The following is a 17,252-nucleotide window of genomic DNA, read 5'->3' as shown; positions in this document are numbered from 1 at the left end:
CGGCTGTCAGCCGGTGCCGTCCAGAGGCGGACGCCGCAACGGGACGACCCTGGCGTCCACGGATCGAGACAGCTCCGCTCGCAGACCTTCGATGACGGCATCTCGCTCGGCGAGCTGCAACGTCAGCATCTGGATGTGCTGCGCGAGCGTCCGGGTGAGCGCCCGCAGCTCCGCCATCTCGGCACCACGCACGGCGCGTAGTTCCGCTTCCAGAGCATGGATGCGTTCCTTGAGGGCCCTGGGCGACGATCGCCGCAGGCGGGCTTCGGCCGCGCGGAGCTCGGCGAGAAGATCGCCGGCCCGGTTCGCCGTCGCTCGGCTGACGCCGGCCTCGCGCGCCAGGTTGGCGACGGTCAGCGCCCCGTCGGTGCGTTCAGGGCGGCCGTCGAGCAACCGCTTCATGGCAGCCCTTAGCGCCGCTTGGCTCTTCGGCCCGAGCGCGGTCATGCGTCACCGTCCATGAGAGGCGCGATCAGCCGGCACTTGCGCTCGTTGTCCCGCAGGATCGCCGTGCGCTGCAGCGGCGATAGACGCCGGTCGGCCAGAAGCGCTTCGCCCTCGACGATCGAGGCCTGCCACGGTTCGCGGTGCCGGGCGGTCAGGCAGGCGTTCGGGCACCGGTCGGGGCTGCAGCGCGATAGGGCCGGCGCCGTCCGCTCGGCATCTGGCGCGCCGGTGAGGCAGAGCGCGGTCGCTGCATCGAACAGGCAGTCGTTGAGGAAACCGACATGCAGGGTCCGCCCGAGATGGGCAACCATGGTGCGCAGCCGCTTGCGGTCCAAGATCCGGCCGGGAAGATCGCCAAGTTCCTCCTGCACGCGGCCGAACTCGCGTCGCAGTCGCGCAGCACCCGGTCCCGCCGGGCCTTCACGGCGAAGATAGGCCTCGTAATGGGCGACAATGTCGTCGAGCTGGCCGAGTGCACGTTCGCGCTCGATCGCCAAGCGGAAGTCGGCCTGCGCCGATCCGGCATAGCCTTCGAACATGGCGACCGAGGCGTGCTTGTACTGGATCTTGCCGGCGACCGTGCCGAACGGCCGGTTGGCGATGTACCAGGCGATCGTGCGTCGGAGCTGCCGGGTCGTAAACTTCCAAGGCTCGTCGCCGATGCGCGGAATCGCCGGCGCGGCCTCCGAGCGCGTGTCGAGGCCCTCGCGGAAAAGGTTGAGTGTCGGCGTTGCACCCATCCCGAGATGATCGTTGCTCCAGGGCCAGTCCTTCAGCGCCACCCACAAGGATGACAGTTCCTTCTCTCGGCGATTGCGTGCCGAGAGAACCTCCATCACCGCGACGGCGCGAGCGACGGGCTCGATCGTGATCCAGTCGGCCGTGACGCCGCGCGCGCCATGGCGCTTGTACACCGTGCTGCGCAGCCGGTACCGCTCGACCAGGCCGTCGGCGCTGCGCACCGGCGACACGCAACCCGGCTGCATCGCCTGCACCTCGCTGTCGCGCATGCCGGTGAGGTAGGCGCAGACGAGATAGCAGGCGCCCTGCAACATCCGTTCTTCGCGGGCGAGGCTGAGGCCGTCGAAGCGCTCGCGCCATGGCAGTCCGGTGTCCGGATCGATCGAGATCGGCGTATCGAGCCCGCCGATCTCGGTTCCGAGCTCGGCGGCTGCCTTCTCGATCAGTCGTGCAGTCGGCTCGGACTGGCTGATGCGGCCGCTCTGCGGAGCGCCGGCGTGAAGGCGCATCAGATGGAGATTGTAGGGCGGGGTCTCTTCGCCGGTGAGCGGGTCGATGCGGCGGGCCACATTGGGCGCGTGCTCCCAGATCGGCACGCCTCGGCCCATGGCCCGGCGCACGTCGAGCCACTTGGCCACGCGGGCGCGATAGTTCTTGGCCACGGCCCGTCCGGCCCGCGCGTCCCGCGCCATCAATCGGGCGCAGCGGGCTTCGAGAGCGTCAAGCTCGGCCCGCGCCGCGAGGATATCGGGCGCATAGACCTCGACATACTTGAGCGCCCAGCGCAGCATGGCGCCGATGACCGGCTCGGGAATGCGCGGCGTGGCGTTCTCGGCGGGCGCTGGCGGCCGGCCGGCAACGCGGTGCGCCGCACGTCCACGCCACGGCAGGAAACCGATGCCGCCGCCGGTTAGCCATGGCGCCAGGTGATGCAGGTCGATCGGCACCTCGACATACTTCACCGTCTCGTGAGGCGTTCGCCGTCCGCCGTCACGGGCATACGCCAGATAGGCGTCGAGCAGCGCCTGATCGATCCGGCTGAGATCGACGGCGCCAGTCCTTGCGCGGAGGAACGCGGCGAAATGCTGGATGTAGCGCAGCAGGCGGATCGCCGAGGTCGCGCCGCAGGGCGCCCGATATCCCGGCACATGGATGCGCAGGCGGGCGATCACGTACTCCTTCGCCAGCCGCCGCGTGACGGGATCGGCGATGCGGGCGAGGTTCAGCCGGTAATTGCTGTAGCGGGCGTTCACCCGGAAAATGGCGGCGCCCAGGTCCCAAAGATCGTCACCGAAGCGCGGAAGTCGCGTGCGGTCGGCATCGTCCCTGACCGCCACGCCGGCAAGCACGGGCTCGTCGTTGCCATAAATGGCCGAAGGCAGCGACGCGTGCTGCGGCAGCTTGATCGGTGCCGGCATCATGGCGCTCTCGCTTCGGGCGGCAGGTAGAGGAGCGCGGGGTCCGATGACCCAATCCGACGGGCTTCCTCGATCTCGGCGTCGGCGAACCGGGGCAGAATCTGTTCGGCGATGCGTCCGTGAACCCGGCCGAACTTGGCGATCCAGTCGGCTTCGCTCAGCACCTGCCGCTGCGCCCGGATGAAGTTGAGGAAGGCCAGGAGCGCGGGCACCTTGCGGGCGGTGACCACGGCATTGCTGCATTCGAGACACCCCCAGAAGGGGGACGGACAGGCCTCTCCCTCCGAGCCGAACGGGCTGTTGTAGAAGCCGCCGCAACTGGCGAGCCAGACGTCCTGCTCGCCGCCGAACAGCGCCTTGACCGCGGCGGCGCCGACAACGGGAAGGCCGGTCGCCTTGTCGGGATCGGTCTGGACGGCCGCTTCCTCCTCCGACGACAGGACACAGGGGGGGAACGCGGCGTCGAGCGCATCGGTCATGGCGTCGGCAATTGTCGCCTCGTGCAGATGACGAAGCGCGGGAATGTCGGCGTAGTGGTCGGCCGCGACCGCGACAGTGTGGCCGACGGCGAAGCGGTCGAGCTGGCCGCCCGTGCGCCGGTACCATGCCGCCTTATGCGTCTTGCGCAGGCGCGTCAGATTGAGGCGAAGGCGTTGGCCCCGCTCATCAAGGATGCCGTGCCGGCGCGTCCATGAAGCCGCGAGCTCCTTCATGCTGAGCACCCGAGGGGTCAGGCGGCCCCAGGCACAGTGCGCCCAGAGCGTGTCGGCGCCGAGCCGGCTTCTCGCCGGACCGGTCCACTGCAGCGCCTTGCGGATCAAGCCGCCCGGCGTCGAGGAACCGCCGTCGCGCACACGCAGCCGCTTCCACTCGGCGCCGCGCGCCCGACGCTTGCAATACTCGATCTCGACATAGCCGCCCGCCGGGTTCTTCAGGCAGTCCGCTCGCAAGCCCTTGATCGCTTCGATCTCCATGCCGGTGTCGAGCGAGATAAGCACGATGAGCGGCACGAGATCGGCGGCGATGAGATGCCGGCGGCCATGCAGATCGTGGATCAGGCGATCGTTCGGCAGGCCACTCTCGCGGCGGAGCGTGTAGAGTCGCTTGAAGAGAGGGTGCCTGTGCCCGATGACGCCTTCCGCGTCGATCACTTCCATTACCTGTTTGTGGGTTGCTGCCAGCGCCTTGCTCCGATCGGAATCCTCGACCGCCGGAATACGATCGGCCTCGCCCAAGCGGCGGATGATGGCGGCGAGATCGGTGCGCGCCGCCTTCCGCAATGCCGCGGCGACATCATCGCCATAGGCATCGCGCGGCCTGGCGCGCACGCCGGGCCGATCGCTCGTGTACATCAGCCGGCGTGAGGCATCGGGCGGCAGGTGGCTGGGCTCCGCGGCCTCGGCAAGCCGCAGCAGGTTGAGCACCTTGCTCATGCGGTGCAGGCGGTGATTGGGATGCAGGCCCCTCCCCTCCATCCAGGAATCGAAGCCGTCGATGCAGACGGCACTGACGTCGGAGAGACGGGCGACGTGCGATCCGGCGGAATCGAGATAGCGCCAAAATGTCTTGAGCGCATTGGCATAGGCGTAGGCCGTCGAGATCGAGCCGGCCGGACCACCGACCTGGCAGGCGCGCCAGAGCGCGCCGGCAAAGGTCCGCGCCAATGCCTTGCGGCCGGCGAGCATCGTCAGGTCGATCGTCTTGCTGCGATCCGCCAGCGTGACGGTAAAGCGCAGCGATGCGATCGCAGCGGCGGCCTCGCCCTCGGGATCGGGCAGCGCCTCGGGAAAGAGGGCGCGGCGACCCGGCCGCCGCACCGATGGAGCCGCCGCGGCGGTCATGCCGCGCCGCCAGCCGTGTCTTCGGCCCAGAGATCCGCGGCGGCCTCGACCAGCTCCTGCGCCTCGGCGAGGCTGTCGAGATAGATGTAGGTGCTGGTGATACTCGCATGCCCCAGCAGGTGCTGGAGCTTCTGCAGAGGATCGCCGAGAATCCGCCGATAGGCTGCGCCGTGCTGGTCCTGCGGATCGAACACGGATCCGATCTGCTCGCGGATCAGCATGGAGAGCATGTTGACGGCGAAGGTGTGCCGCAGCGTGTGTGGCGTCACCTCGACCTCGATGCCGAAACGGCGGCAGCGGGTGCAGGCCCGCCGAAAGGCAGCTTCCCAAGTCGCCGAGGGCACGGGCTTGCCGCCTTCAGTCAGCCAGAGCAAGGCATGCTGCGCCTGGCCGGGCGTGCCGACCAGCACGCGGCGGCGTTCGCCCAGCGTCAGACGGTCGAGCCGGACACGCTTGCCCGCCGCGTCTGTTGCCTTCCCGTCCTCCAGCATCAGCCAGAGCGGATCGGACACCGAAGGCTCTGAGCGCGCGGCAGAGACCGTGCGCTCGAGATCGACATAGTCGCCGATCAATCTCAGTACCCGGCGGGGAACGCGGATGCGCCGTGGTCGTCCGCCCTTGGCGATCGGACCGGGGAGATCGAACGGCACCGAGCGCGATTCGGGATCGGTCAGGCGCGGCAGCTCACTCAGCAGCAGACTGCCGGCCTCTGTCAGCCGCAGGCCGGTCGTGACGAGAAGCTCGGCAAACAACGCATTGCGCTCGCCGTTGCGGCCGCGCCACGTCGCGTCCTCCGAGCCGTCGGGAAGCCGGCCGCGCAATCCCACCTCGCGGAACAGCAGGTAGCGGCCAAGATCGATGTAACGGGTATCGTGGCGCCGCGCGGCGCGCTCGCGGGCACGGTTCGTCGTCACAGCGAGCACTGCGCGGCTACCGCCGGCCCTGCGAAGGGTGGCGCCGTAGCTGAAGGGCGAGATCGCAATGATTCCTTCCTCGACAGCCCAGCGATAGAGCTTGTCGAGCGCGGCAACGCTCCGGTTCCAGCTCGCAGCCGAGATGCGGTAGGGAGCTGCCGACAGCCGACGCGCCCGGTGAAAGGCCAGGACATCGTCGCGGCCGGCCTGCCAGACCGTCTTGCCGCCGCGCCGTTCGACAAGAAAGCGCGCCCAGACGAGAATGTCGCGGGCGTAGGAGCGCCACGTGTTCGGCGATCGCGCTCCCATAGCAGGACAGGCACGAAAGAACCGGTTGAGAGCGAGATCGTAGCTGCCGTCATCCATCAGGATGAACGGCATGCCGTGAATCAGCCCGGTGCGCTCGACCGCGTCGAGCGCACCGGGCGCGAGGCTCACTGCAAGGTCATCAAGGAAAAGCGGACGCGAAATAGTGTCAAGATCGGTAAAATACAAATGCACGCACGATACCCAAGCGGAGCGCCTTCGGCGCAACTTCATTGTTTAGAATGCGAGGGGTTCCCCTCGCGCTCTCCCGCTCGCCGCGTGGCAGGGGTGCAGGACTTAGCCTGCACCCCATGAACAGCTTGTCGTGCCGCCGCCGCGTCAAGCGTTGTCCTCGCTACGCTGCGGGAACGCTTGACCCGGACGTCTGAAGAGCTTCACCGGAGCCGTGGTGAGGCGCCTCCAATGCATGATTCTGAGACAGGATCACAGAGTCAGGATAAGGCCACCAACTCCTCGAAGGCGTATTTCTTCGTGCCGAAACCGCCGGTCAGATCGCGGCCGAGCCGGGAGGCATGGCCGCTGGCGTGCCCGAGTTCGTGCAGGGCCGTGCGGTGCCAGTTGATCGGCTCGAAATAGGCCTGCGGCGGGGGCACCTGCACATAGTCGTGCGCCGGCACATAGAAGGCGCGATCGCCGCCGATGCGGAAATCGATGCCCGTCGCTTCGATCAGAGCCTCGACGCGCGGCTCGATGAGGCCAGGCGGCGGCGGTGGAGCGATGGCGGCGATGTCGTCCGGCAGGCCGTCGCATTGCGCGGCGTTGAAGACGGTGAAGCGCTTGAGGAAGGGAAACGCGGCGGCGTCCTCGCCGGTCTCGCGGGCGCGGCGCTTCTCGTCCTCCGGCGTGAAGCGGTCGGCATAGACGACGGTCGTGCCATGCTCGCCCTTGCGGACATTGCCGCCCAGCGACAGCGCCTGGCGGAAGGTGAGCCAACTCTGGCTAGGGAAGCCGTGCTGGATCACCGCGCCCCAGAGGATGAGCACGTTAATGCCGGAATAGTGCCGTCCGGTCGCAGCGTTGCGGGGCATGGCGAGCGGCGCCTTGGCTGCGGCCGATCCCCATGGCTGGACCCAGGGCGCGCGGCCCGCCTCAAGCTCGGCGATGATCTTGTCGGTGATGTCGTCATAGAGGCTCGTCCGGCCTGAACTGGCGCGGGCGCCGTGGTTTTTCCTGAACATCGCGGTTCTCCGCGACGGGCGCCGGAGACCTCTTCTCCAGCCCTCAACCCGTCACGGGAAACCCGTCCGCACTCTCACTCTATGGGGGGCGTTGCGGGGATCTCCCCGCAGAAGGGGTCGGGCGAGACCCAAGGCTCGACCGCAGGGGAAGGCTTTCCCCCTTGTCCCAGCTTTCCGTCCCGGATGTGTTTCCTTGAAAACTGTCAGAAAACTACGTATGTTCCTGACAGGAGAAGGACGATGACACGGCTGACCGAACAGATTCTGTCGCATATGGCGGGTTTGCCCGAGGGCGCTTCTGTGTCCGCTAAAGGGCTGCTCCATCTCGGCAATCGCGCCGCGGTGGACCAGGCCTTGTCGCGTCTGGCCGAGCGCGAACAACTCATCCGGGCTGGGCGCGGTGTCTATCTCCGCCCCGTCGCCAGTCGGTTCGGGACGCGCGCGCCGTCGGTGGAACAGGCTGTGGAAGCCCTTGCCAGCCAGCGTGGCGAGACCATCGTCTCGAACGGTGCGGCGGCCGCAAACGCCCTTGGCCTGACGACGCAGGTGCCGGTTCGTTCGGTCTATCTGACCTCCGGGCGCAGCCGGAAGATGAATCTCGGCAAGCAGGTCGTGGAATTGCGCCATGCCCCGCGCTGGCAATTGGCTCTGGCCAACCGGCCGGCGGGAGAGGCCGTCCGGGCCTTGGCCTGGCTCGGCCCGGAGAAAGCCGAAACTGCGCTCAGGACATTGAAGCGAAAGTTGCCGCCCAGCGCCTTTGGCGAATTGGTGGCGGCCGCGCCGCAGCTTCCGACATGGTTGGCACAGAGTGTCGGGAAGGCGGCCTATGGCTGAAACCTTCCTGCTCCTCTCGGCTCAGGATCGCCGCGACGCCCTTGGCGTCGCGGCGGATCGTTCGGGGCGGCCCGCGCATCTGTTCGAAAAGGACGTCTGGGTGGTGTGGGCGTTGAGCACGCTCTACGCGGCGCCGCTTGGTGAGCATCTGGTGTTCAAGGGCGGCACATCGCTGTCGAAAGCCTATCAGGTCATCCATCGGTTTTCCGAAGATGTCGATCTGACCTACGACATCCGAGCGATTGCGCCCGACCTGGTCGGGGACAATGGCGAGGCCCTGCCGAAAACGCGAAGCGAGGAAAAGCGCTGGTCCAGCGAGGTTCGTCGCCGGCTGCCGGAATGGGTCGCCGCTGTCGTGCAGCCGGTGATCGCTGACGCCCTGGCAACGGAAGGTTTGGCTGCGGCGATCCGCGTCGAAGGTGATCGGCTCTTTATCGACTACGAACCGACCGCAACCGGATCAGGCTATGTCGCCCCCAGTGTCATGCTGGAGTTCGGCGCGCGGTCGACGGGCGAGCCGGCCAGTTTGCGCGATGTCGTCTGCGATGCCTCTGGCCTGATCGATGGCCTGATATTCCCGACAGCGCGTCCGCGCGTCATGCACGCCGAGCGGACGTTCTGGGAGAAGGCGACCGCCATCCATGTCTTCTGCCACCAGGACCGGCTGCGTGGGGACCGCTTCGCCCGGCACTGGCATGATGTCGCCCGGCTCGATGAAGCCGGTCTTGCGGACGCTGCCTTCGCGGATCGCGAACTGGCGAACGCGGTTGCCCGCCACAAGTCGATGTTCTTCGCTGAAAAGGCCGCTGACCGCACGTCGATCGACTATGGCGCAGCCGTCAATGGCGGCTTGCAACTGGTCCCCGCCGGCGATGGCGCCAAGGCGCTGGAGGAAGACTATGTGCGCATGGTCGAGGATGGGCTGCTCTTCGATGATGCCGAGCCGTTCGAGGTTTTGATCGAGCGATGCGCGGACATCGCCGAACGCGCAAATCGCTCGGCGACATAAGGAATGCAGGGGAAAGTATGGGGCTGTCTCACGACACCAAGGTGAGCGCCGCCCCGCCCGTGGCCGCCAATAGTACGACAACCCATGGCGGAGCTTTCCAGACCATCAGCGCCACAAAGCAAATCAGGGCCAGTGCGAAGTCCGGCATGCCGCCGATCGCGCTGGTGAAGACGGGCGAATAGAGCGCCGCTCCGAGAATGCCGACGACGGCGGCATTCGCGCCCTGCATGGCCGATTGCGCCCATATCGTGCGGCGCAACTGATCCCAGAAGGGCAGCGCGCCGATCAGGATCAGGAAGCCCGGCAGGAAGAGGGCAACCAGAGCGATTGCCGCACCGGCAGCACCATTGGGGGCGGGCCCCATGATCGCCCCGAGCCAGGCGGCGAAGGTGAAGAGCGGTCCTGGCACCGCCTGCGCCACGCCATAGCCTGCGAGAAAGGCGCCATTGGAGACCCATCCTGGTGTGACGGTTTCGGCCTGCAACAACGGCAGCACCACGTGACCGCCACCAAAGACCAGTGAACCGGCGCGATAGAAGCTGTCGGCGAGCGCCCATCCTTGCGCTTGCCCCGCCAGGACCGGCAGGCCAATCAGCAAGGCGACGAACAGCGCGAAGGCCGCCAGGCCAGCTTTGCGTGAGACCGGGACCGGCAGATGGTCGCCGATCGTGACCTGTCCCTTGCCGAGGGCCAACCCCGCGATTACGCCCAGCAGTATGGCGGCCATCATTCCGATGGCGCTTGGCGCCCAGGCAAGCAGAAGCACGGCCACGACCGCGATGGTGGCGCGCTCCTTGTCGGGGCAGAGGTTTTTCGCCATGCCCCACACGGCTTGCGCCACGATAGCGACGGCGACGATCTTGAGTCCATGCAGGACGCCTAGCGCAAGCGGGCTTTCCAGCCGCGTTGCCGTCATGGCGAGCGCGAGGAGGATCAGAGCCGATGGCAGGGTGAAGGCGAGGAAAGCGGCAAACGCGCCGCCCCAACCCGCCCGTGTCAGGCCGAGCGCAAAGCCGACCTGGCTGGAGGCGGGTCCGGGCAGGAACTGACATAGCGCCACCAGATCGGCATAGGCGCTTTCGCTCAGCCACTTTCGCCGCGTCACCAGCTCGTCGCGGAAATAGCCCAGATGCGCGATCGGGCCTCCGAAGGAGGTGAGCCCTAGCTTCAGGAAGACGCGGAATACCTCGGAGACGCTTGCCTTTGACTGCTCTGGGCTGTGATCCATTCAGGAGACCTCATTGGCTGGGTCATTTCGCGGGCGATGACGCCAGATCGTTAGATGGTTCAGGTCGCGGCGGTCAGATTGACCCGCCGCATCAGGGCTTCGCCGCTCTCCTTGCGTTCGGAATAGCGGTCGGTGAGGTAGGTAGAGACATCGCGCGTCAGCAGCGTGAACTTGATCAGTTCCTCCATCACGTCGACCACCCGGTCATAGAAGGCGGAGGGTTTCATCCGACCAGCCTCGTTGAACTCTTGGAACGCTTTGGCGACAGAGGACTGGTTGGGGATCGTCACCATGCGCATCCAGCGGCCGAGCACCCGCATCTGGTTGACGGCATTGAAGCTCTGCGAGCCGCCCGACACCTGCATGACGGCGAGTGTGCGGCCCTGCGTCGGCCGCACCGCGCCGACCGAGAGTGGAATCCAGTCGATCTGCGCCTTCATCACTCCGCTCATCGCGCCGTGTCGCTCCGGGCTGGTCCAGACCTGACCTTCCGACCAGAGGGAGAGCTCGCGTAATTCCTGGACCTTCGGATGGTTGACCTCGGCGCCGTCCGGCAGTGGCAGGCCCTGCGGATTGAAGATGCGCGTTTCAGCGCCGAAGTGATTGAGCAGGCGCTCGGCTTCTTGCGTGAGGAAGCGGCTGTAGGAGCGCTCGCGCAGGGAGCCGTAGAGCAAGAGGATACGCGGCGGATGGGTCGAAGGCGCAGCCCGGAGCCGGTCGATTGTCGGCACGTCTAGGCATGCGCCATCGATGTTGGGCAGATCGCGCAGCATCAGCGCTTCGCCTCGGCCACGGCCCTGGGCTTCTCTCCGCGCTCATACCAGCCTTTCGAGCGGTTCACGATCCAGACGACGGAGAGCATCACCGGCACCTCGATCAGCACGCCGACCACGGTGGCGAGCGCCGCGCCCGACTGAAAGCCGAACAGGCTGATGGCGGCCGCGACCGCCAGCTCGAAGAAGTTCGATGCCCCGATCAAAGCCGACGGTCCCGCGACGCAATGCTGTTCGCCGGCCAGCCGGTTGAGGAGATAGGCGAGACCAGAGTTGAAATAGACCTGGATCAGGATCGGCACGGCGAGCAGCGCGATCACGAGCGGCTGGGCAAGAATCTGTTCGCCCTGAAAGCCGAACAGCAACACGAGCGTGGCGAGCAGCGCCACCAGCGAAAGCGGCTGAAGGAGATCGAGGAAGCGCTTCAGCGCCGGTTCGCCTCCATTGGCGAGTATCCGGCGGCGCAGTACCTGCGCGGCGATCACCGGCACGACGATATAGAGCGCGACGGACAGGACCAGCGTATCCCACGGCACGGAGATGGCTGAGAGACCCAGCAACAGCCCGACGACGGGCGCGAAGGCGAACACCATGATGGTGTCGTTGAGCGCAACCTGGCTGAGCGTGAAATGCGGCTCGCCCTTGGTCAGGTTCGACCAGACGAAGACCATCGCCGTACAAGGTGCGGCGGCAAGAATGATGAGGCCGGCGATATAGGAGCCGATTTGCTCGGCCGGCAGGTAGGGTCGGAAGAGATAGCCGACGAACAGCCAGCCGAGCGCCGCCATCGAGAAGGGCTTCACCGCCCAGTTGACGAAGAGCGTGACGCCGATGCCGCGCCAATGCTCCTTGACCTGACCGAGCGCGGCGAAGTCGATCTTGACCAGCATCGGCACGATCATGAGCCAGATCAGCGCTGCGACAGACAGATTGACCTTGGCGATTTCGGCCGCGCCGATGGCGTGGAAGACGCCCGGTATGAGGTGGCCGAGCGCAATGCCGGCTACGATGCACAGGGCGACCCAAAGGGTGAGATAGCGTTCGAAGGTGGACATAGTCTTCCTCAAGCCGCCGCGACGCGGCGGCCGTGTTCGTCGATCACCCGCTCGCCGTCTTCCTTGACGAAGGCCCCGCGCTGCGGCGGCAGCAGGTCCAGCACTTCCTCGGATGGCCGGCACAGCCTCACCCCTTCTGGCGTGACCACGATCGGACGATTGATGAGGATGGGATGCGCCATCATAGCGTCGAGAAGCTGACCGTCAGTCAGAGCCGCGTCGCCAAGGCCAAGCTCGGCATAGGGTGTGCCCTTCTCGCGTAGCAAAGCACGAGCGGAGATACCCATGCGTGCGATGAGCTGCTCAAGCATGGTCCGGCTCGGCGGCGTCTTGAGATATTCGATGACATGCGGCTCGACACCGGCATTGCGGATCAAGCCAAGCGTGTTGCGCGAGGTGCCGCAATCGGGGTTGTGATAGATGATGACGTCCATGACCGGCCTCACGCGACGTCAGGGCGTGGAGACGTTGCGCCTTCGCTGCGGCCGATCTCGCGCAGCTTGGTGCCAAGCGCGGCCTTGTCGAGGCTTGCCACGGGCAGAGCCGTAAAGACGGCAATCCGGTTTCGCATGTAGCGGAAGGCGGCGACGAACGCCTTTTCCTTTTCGATGTCCGGCCCCTCAACGGCAGCGGGGTCTTCGATGCCCCAATGCGCGGTCATCGGCTGGCCCGGCCAGACCGGGCAGGCCTCGCCGGCGGCGCTGTCGCAGACGGTGAAGACGAAATCCATGATAGGCGCGTCGGGCTGGGCGAATTCCTCCCAGCTCTTCGAACGAAAGCCTTCGGTCGGATACTCGAAGCTTCCGAGCACCTTCAGGGCGAACGGGTTGACCGCGCCCTTCGGCTGGCTCCCGGCCGAGAAGGCGCGGAAGCGGCCTGCGCCGTCTTTGGTCAGGATGCTCTCGGCGAGAATCGAGCGGGCCGAATTCCCCGTGCAGAGGAAGAGGACGTTGTAGATGCGGTCAGTCATGGGCGGCCTCCTTGGCGGCGAGGGATTGCGGCGGGCAACAGGGGGAAAGGTCAGCGATCAGCGGCGCGCAGAGTTCGGGGCGACCGCCGCAGCAATCCTTGACCAGGAAGCTGGTGAGCGCATGCACGGCCTCGAGCCTTGCCCGATAGATGATCGACCGGCTGTGGCGCTCGGCGTCGATCAGGCCGGCGCGCGTCAGCGTCGCCAGATGCGTGGACATGGTGTTGTGCGGGACATCCAGCCTACGGGCAATCTCGCCTGCGGGTACTCCGTCCGGTCCGTGCTCCATCAGGAGACGGAACACGTCGAGACGGGTCGATTGCGCGAGCGCGGCGAAAGCGAGGATGGCGGCATCTGATTCCATGTGTCGAGACTAATCGACATGTTGGCCGTAGTCTAGCCCGGTGCGACCCAAGGGTTCCGCCTTGGCGCACAACCGCGTCCCCAAAATGAGAATATGTCGCGGACGCAAGGTGCGCTTTTGGTAGGCGATAGGAGACGGAATAAGCGCCCGGTGAGCCATTCCTGAAACGGGCTGCAAGTTCGGCCAGCGTCACCGGCACTGGTTCATTGGAAGGCTCGGAGGTGACAGTCGGCCTTCACGATGATAGGGTCACAGCGCGAGATCGGCGGAATGCACGGATCGAGTCGGATTGTTTCCTGCGTTCCTCGCTTGACGATAGATCCCGAAAGTACGGTTTTTCGGGGTATCCCGGAAAAATCCAATAATTTCAAAAGCCAGCCGTTTTGGCGGAATGGCTGACGGTATATTGCCGCGAAAAATATTTTTAATGACGATATTTCAAGGCGTTATGATCCCAATCAATAATCGAGTGGGAGTAGGGACATCGACGGCGCCGGCCGCCATGGCGCAGGTGTTCGATCTCAGGGTTTAGCGGCGCATTCCACGCGTCGGGGTAGAGGAAACTGGCTCAGAGCCGGGTTCTTCAGGGCAGCGCCACGAGGATTGCGGCGATCCGTCGAGCCCGGCATCGTCGAGCGAGCCGGAGGACGCTCTCGAAGCGCTGCGGGATCGACGCGAAGCCGGTCGCCAAGTGGAGCCCCGGCCACCGTTCTAAACTCGCCGTTAACCTCAATCAGTAATTTGTCGGACCAGAGTGGCTTCGCGCGGGTTGTGCCTGCCGCCGCGCAAGGATGGCAAGTTATGCGGCTGATTATCGGCACGATCGTCGTCTTTGCCTGCGTCTTCGGCAGTTACGCGGCAATGGGTGGCCACCTGGAAGTTCTTTGGCAGCCGTTCGAGTTCGTCATCATCCTCGGGGCAGCGATCGGCGCCTTCATCATCGGCAACACCGGGCCGGTGCTGAAGGCCGTGCCCACCATGCTGGGCACGCTCGTGCGGGGGCCCAAGTACACGCAGGAGAGCTATGTCGAACTGCTGGGAATGCAGTATTCGCTGTACAAGCTCGCGAAACAGAAGGGTTTGCTGGCGCTCGAGCCGCACATCGAAAATCCGAGCGAGTCGACGCTGTTCAACGCCTTCCCGACCTTCGCGGCCAACCATCACGCGGTCGAGTTCGTCTGCGACTACATGCGCATGGTGACGCTGGGCGCCAACAACGTCCACGAGATAGAGGCTCTCATGGACGAGGAGCTGGAGACGCACCACCAGGAGCGGGAGCGTGTCGTCTCGGCCATGCAGTCGCTCGCCGACGGAACGCCGGCCCTCGGCATCGTCGCCGCCGTGCTCGGCGTGATCAAGACCATGGGGGCGATCAAGGAGCCGCCGGAGGTGCTCGGGCATCTGATCGGCGGCGCGCTCGTCGGCACCTTCTTCGGCGTCTTCGTCGCCTATGGCTTCTTCGGGCCCATGGCGCAGTCGCTCAAGAGCCTCTTCGAGGCCGAATCCAAATACTACATTTCACTCAAGGCGGGTCTCCTCGCCCATATCGGCGGCCAGCCGCCGGTGATGGCGGTGGAATTCGCCCGCAAGGCCCTGATGAGCGAAGTCCGCCCGACCTTCACCGAAGTGGAAGCGGCGACCGCCGCTCTGCCCGCCGAGATCTAACGCAATCTCCATCAGGGACTCGATGACCATGGCTAGCCAGCCGATCATCATCAAGAAGGTCAAGAAGCACGGCCATGCCCACCACGGCGGGGCCTGGAAGATCGCCTATGCGGACTTCGTGACCGCCATGATGGCGTTCTTTCTGCTGATGTGGCTGATCAGCATGACGACGCAGGAGCAGAAGGTCGGTCTGGCGGAATACTTCTCGCCGGCGTCCTTGAGCCCTGCCACCAGCGGCGCCGGCGGAATGCTGTACGGCACCTCCCTGGACAGTTCGGGCAACAAGCCGTCCACGCCCCGCGAGGCGGCGAGGGGCTTTGCCGAGCCGAAGGACGGAGCGCGCCCGACCAGCCCGAGCAGCGCCAGCGAGCCCGACTACAGCGCCATAGCCAGCCTCCGGCAGGCGCTCCAGAAGATGCCCGATATCGCCGAGCTGTCGCGCAACATCGTCTTCGAGACGACCAAGGAAGGCCTGAACGTTTCCCTCGTGGACCAGGACGGCCGCTCCATGTTCCGCGACGGCTCCGTCGACCCCTACGAGCACACCCGCCGCGTGCTGGAGGCGCTCGCGCCCGCCCTGAGCCGGATGCCCAACCGCCTGTCCATAACCGGCTACACGGCCGCCGCGCGTCCGGGCTCGGCCCAGGCGGTCGAGCCCTGGAACCTCACCGCCGGGCGTGCGCTCGCCGTGCGCGAGATCCTGTCGGGTGCCGGGGTTCGCAACGACAACTTCGCTTCCGTGGTGGGACGCGCCGACACCGAGCCGGTGTTCCCCGACAATCCCTACATCGCGCCGAACCGACGGGTGACGATCACCCTGCTCAACGCGAGCGCACCGGCGCCCTCGAACTTTCTTCGCTGACGGGAAGACGCCTGCCGCCTCGAAAGGAAGCATGCACGGGTCTCGTCATTGCGGGATGAGTTGCCGGTGTCCGACTTTTTAGGGGGAGGCAGCCCGTGGATCTCGCCGCGGCCGGGTTGCGCTCCCAGGCGGCAGGCGGTCCCGACGCGCCAGCCACGCCGAACGCGCGAAGCTCATCGGCGAGCACCGCGATGTAGGTTTCTCGATCGCTCGGGGCGAAGCGCCTAGCCTTGCGCCCATGGGGGGTATTCCAAAAAAGGCCCGCTAAAAGCCGATTCGAAATATGGGCCTGACAGTAGGCCGGCTGGCCTACTCTTCAGAAAACCACATCAGCACCAATCGCTTAAGGCGTATTCATGGCGGAGAGGGAGGGATTCGAACCCCCGATGGGCTTGCACCCATGCCGCATTTCGAGTGCGGTGCATTCGACCACTCTGCCACCTCTCCGCGAGGGGCCTCGACGAGACGGGCGGTCCGTAGCATGAGCCGGTGCCCGTTCACAAGTCGGTTGCTCGGATGCGCCCCTCCGTCAGCGCATCGACGGCGGCGGTGAGATCGGCGCGGAAGCGCTCCGGCGCGTAGAGGGTGCGGATCCGCTCCGCGAGGCCGGGCCGCATGGGGCACGCGGCGGCGCGCAGGATCGCGGCGGCCAGGGGCTCGGCGGCGGGATCGCCGAGGCTCGCGAGGTCCGCTCCGGCATCCTCCAGCATGGCGCGGTGGGCGGGGATGTCGGAGGCGACGACCGGCAGGCCGCGGGCCATCGCCTCTGCCAGGGCGAGCGGCTGCATCTCGGCGCGGGATGGGAACAGCGCCAGCGTCACGCCCGCGAAGGCCGTCTCGGGCGGGCGCTCGCCGGCGAAGGTCACGCGACCATCGAGCCCGAGTGCCGTCACGCGCATGCGCAGGGCGGCGGCGAAGGCGGCGTCGAGCTCGGGGCCGATCAGGGTGAGATGGGCCTCAGCCGCCTCCGGCATCCGCAGCAGGACAGCAAGCGCGTCGACGGCCCGGTCCTGGCCCTTGCGGGGACCGAGGGCGCCGACCACGGCGAGGCCGGCGAGGCGCGTATCGCCGTCCGGGCGCGCGTGCGGCGGGAGCGCCGGCAGCGGGTTGCGCACGAGACGCCAGGGCAGGCGCGTAGGCGGCGTCGCATGCGGGCTGATGACGATGCAGGCATCGGCGAGCGAGGCGCGAAGGGCCCCCGCGCGGCCGCCGGCGGCCGGGGCGTGCAGGTGCCAGAGCACGAAGGGACGGGGGCGCAGGAGGCGCGCGGCGAGGCCGTAGACGTAGAGGGTCGGCTCGTCGTGGACGTGGATCAGGTCCGGCCGGAGACGCCGCAGGGCCTTGGCCTCGGCGGCGACGAGCCCGGCGAGGCGCGGCAGCACCGCGAGCTTGCGCCAGGGGCCGGCGAGCGGCCGGGAGGGAAAGCGCGGCGGCGTCCGCTCGTCGGCCTCCGGCAGGGGCGCGCGGACCGTCACCGCGTGGCGGCCGCGCAAGGCATCGGCTGCGGCGAGCAGCACACGGGTCGAGCCGCCGCGCGTGTCGTAGAGCGTCGGAAGCAGGATCTTCACGGGCACCGGCCGCGCGCGGTGTGTCCTCGCCGCGATCCGGTGCGCATGGTGCTCCGCG

At 66.7% G+C, this 17,252-nt stretch carries 15 protein-coding genes, 1 tRNA gene and 1 pseudogene; 4 read left to right on the top strand and 13 right to left on the bottom strand.

The features are described 5' to 3' along the window. Positions 1-6: 6 nt before the first annotated feature. The 5 genes and pseudogenes from ACP56T_RS10630 to ACP56T_RS10610 form a co-directional block, all read right to left on the bottom strand. Positions 7-447 carry a hypothetical protein gene (locus ACP56T_RS10630; RefSeq protein ID WP_012112820.1) on the bottom strand — a complete coding sequence of 147 codons (441 nt, stop codon included), beginning with the start codon at positions 445-447 and terminating at the stop codon, positions 7-9. Next, positions 444-2,609 carry a hypothetical protein gene (locus ACP56T_RS10625; RefSeq protein ID WP_012112821.1) on the bottom strand — a complete coding sequence of 722 codons (2,166 nt, stop codon included), beginning with the start codon at positions 2,607-2,609 and terminating at the stop codon, positions 444-446. The genes ACP56T_RS10630 and ACP56T_RS10625 overlap by 4 nt, the downstream gene beginning before the upstream one ends. Then, a complete protein-coding gene (locus ACP56T_RS10620; RefSeq protein WP_430912112.1) occupies positions 2,606-4,447 on the bottom strand; it encodes a hypothetical protein in 1,842 nt (613 codons plus the stop codon). Before ACP56T_RS10620 ends, ACP56T_RS10625 begins: the two co-directional genes overlap by 4 nt. After that, positions 4,444-5,799, bottom strand: a complete 1,356-nt coding sequence (locus ACP56T_RS10615; protein ID WP_430912111.1) for a tyrosine-type recombinase/integrase — start codon at positions 5,797-5,799, stop codon at positions 4,444-4,446. Before ACP56T_RS10615 ends, ACP56T_RS10620 begins: the two co-directional genes overlap by 4 nt. 329 nt (positions 5,800-6,128) lie before the next feature. Continuing rightward, a pseudogene (locus tag ACP56T_RS10610) lies at positions 6,129-6,866 on the bottom strand (ArdC family protein); the annotation flags it as partial. Positions 6,867-7,106: 240 nt separating this feature from the next. On the opposite strand from ACP56T_RS10610, the gene ACP56T_RS10605 reads away from it, so the two are divergent. Further along, entirely contained in the window at positions 7,107-7,700 is a 594-nt protein-coding gene (locus ACP56T_RS10605) for a DUF6088 family protein (RefSeq protein WP_066970298.1), read from the top strand. Next, positions 7,693-8,709, top strand: coding sequence for a nucleotidyl transferase AbiEii/AbiGii toxin family protein (locus tag ACP56T_RS10600; protein WP_242219531.1), 1,017 nt, complete (start codon positions 7,693-7,695; stop codon positions 8,707-8,709). The genes ACP56T_RS10605 and ACP56T_RS10600 overlap by 8 nt, the downstream gene beginning before the upstream one ends. Before the next feature lie 28 nt (positions 8,710-8,737). Here the strand turns inward: ACP56T_RS10600 and chrA are convergent, their stop codons facing one another. From chrA to ACP56T_RS10570, 6 genes are read right to left on the bottom strand one after another with little or no spacing between them, the layout of a single operon-like run. Next, complete coding sequence (gene chrA / locus ACP56T_RS10595) at positions 8,738-9,937, bottom strand: chromate efflux transporter (protein WP_242219529.1); 1,200 nt, start codon at positions 9,935-9,937, stop codon at positions 8,738-8,740. A 59-nt stretch (positions 9,938-9,996) separates the two neighbouring features. Further along, the gene (gene arsH / locus ACP56T_RS10590; RefSeq protein ID WP_242219526.1) at positions 9,997-10,710 is read right to left on the bottom strand and encodes an arsenical resistance protein ArsH; all 714 of its coding nucleotides are present in this window, start codon (positions 10,708-10,710) and stop codon (positions 9,997-9,999) included. Next, complete coding sequence (gene arsB / locus ACP56T_RS10585) at positions 10,710-11,765, bottom strand: ACR3 family arsenite efflux transporter (protein WP_242219525.1); 1,056 nt, start codon at positions 11,763-11,765, stop codon at positions 10,710-10,712. The genes arsH and arsB overlap by 1 nt, the downstream gene beginning before the upstream one ends. 8 nt (positions 11,766-11,773) lie before the next feature. Further along, entirely contained in the window at positions 11,774-12,199 is a 426-nt protein-coding gene (arsC, locus tag ACP56T_RS10580; protein ID WP_242219523.1) for an arsenate reductase (glutaredoxin), read from the bottom strand. An 8-nt stretch (positions 12,200-12,207) separates the two neighbouring features. Beyond that, entirely contained in the window at positions 12,208-12,735 is a 528-nt protein-coding gene (locus ACP56T_RS10575; protein ID WP_242219521.1) for an arsenate reductase ArsC, read from the bottom strand. Beyond that, on the bottom strand, positions 12,728-13,099 hold the full coding sequence (locus ACP56T_RS10570; protein WP_242219519.1) for an ArsR/SmtB family transcription factor: 372 nt from the start codon (positions 13,097-13,099) through the stop codon (positions 12,728-12,730). The genes ACP56T_RS10575 and ACP56T_RS10570 overlap by 8 nt, the downstream gene beginning before the upstream one ends. 801 nt (positions 13,100-13,900) lie before the next feature. On the opposite strand from ACP56T_RS10570, the gene motA reads away from it, so the two are divergent. Further along, entirely contained in the window at positions 13,901-14,764 is an 864-nt protein-coding gene (gene motA, locus ACP56T_RS10565) for a flagellar motor stator protein MotA (protein ID WP_430912110.1), read from the top strand. A 22-nt stretch (positions 14,765-14,786) separates the two neighbouring features. After that, positions 14,787-15,626: a flagellar motor protein MotB gene (locus ACP56T_RS10560; RefSeq protein ID WP_430912109.1), complete on the top strand. Its 840-nt coding sequence runs from the start codon at positions 14,787-14,789 to the stop codon at positions 15,624-15,626. A gap of 357 nt (positions 15,627-15,983) precedes the next feature. Here ACP56T_RS10560 and ACP56T_RS10555 read toward each other — a convergent pair. Then, positions 15,984-16,073 (bottom strand) — tRNA-Ser (locus ACP56T_RS10555). 50 nt (positions 16,074-16,123) lie between these two features. Then, positions 16,124-17,194: a glycosyltransferase family 4 protein gene (locus ACP56T_RS10550; protein WP_430912108.1), complete on the bottom strand. Its 1,071-nt coding sequence runs from the start codon at positions 17,192-17,194 to the stop codon at positions 16,124-16,126. Between the last annotated feature and the right edge of the window lie 58 nt (positions 17,195-17,252).

This window comes from Methylobacterium endophyticum, from assembly GCF_050591105.1.
Lineage (GTDB): Bacteria > Pseudomonadota > Alphaproteobacteria > Rhizobiales > Beijerinckiaceae > Methylobacterium.
Note: the sequence above shows the minus strand (reverse complement) of the source record. Positions and strands in the feature narration are given on the sequence as shown.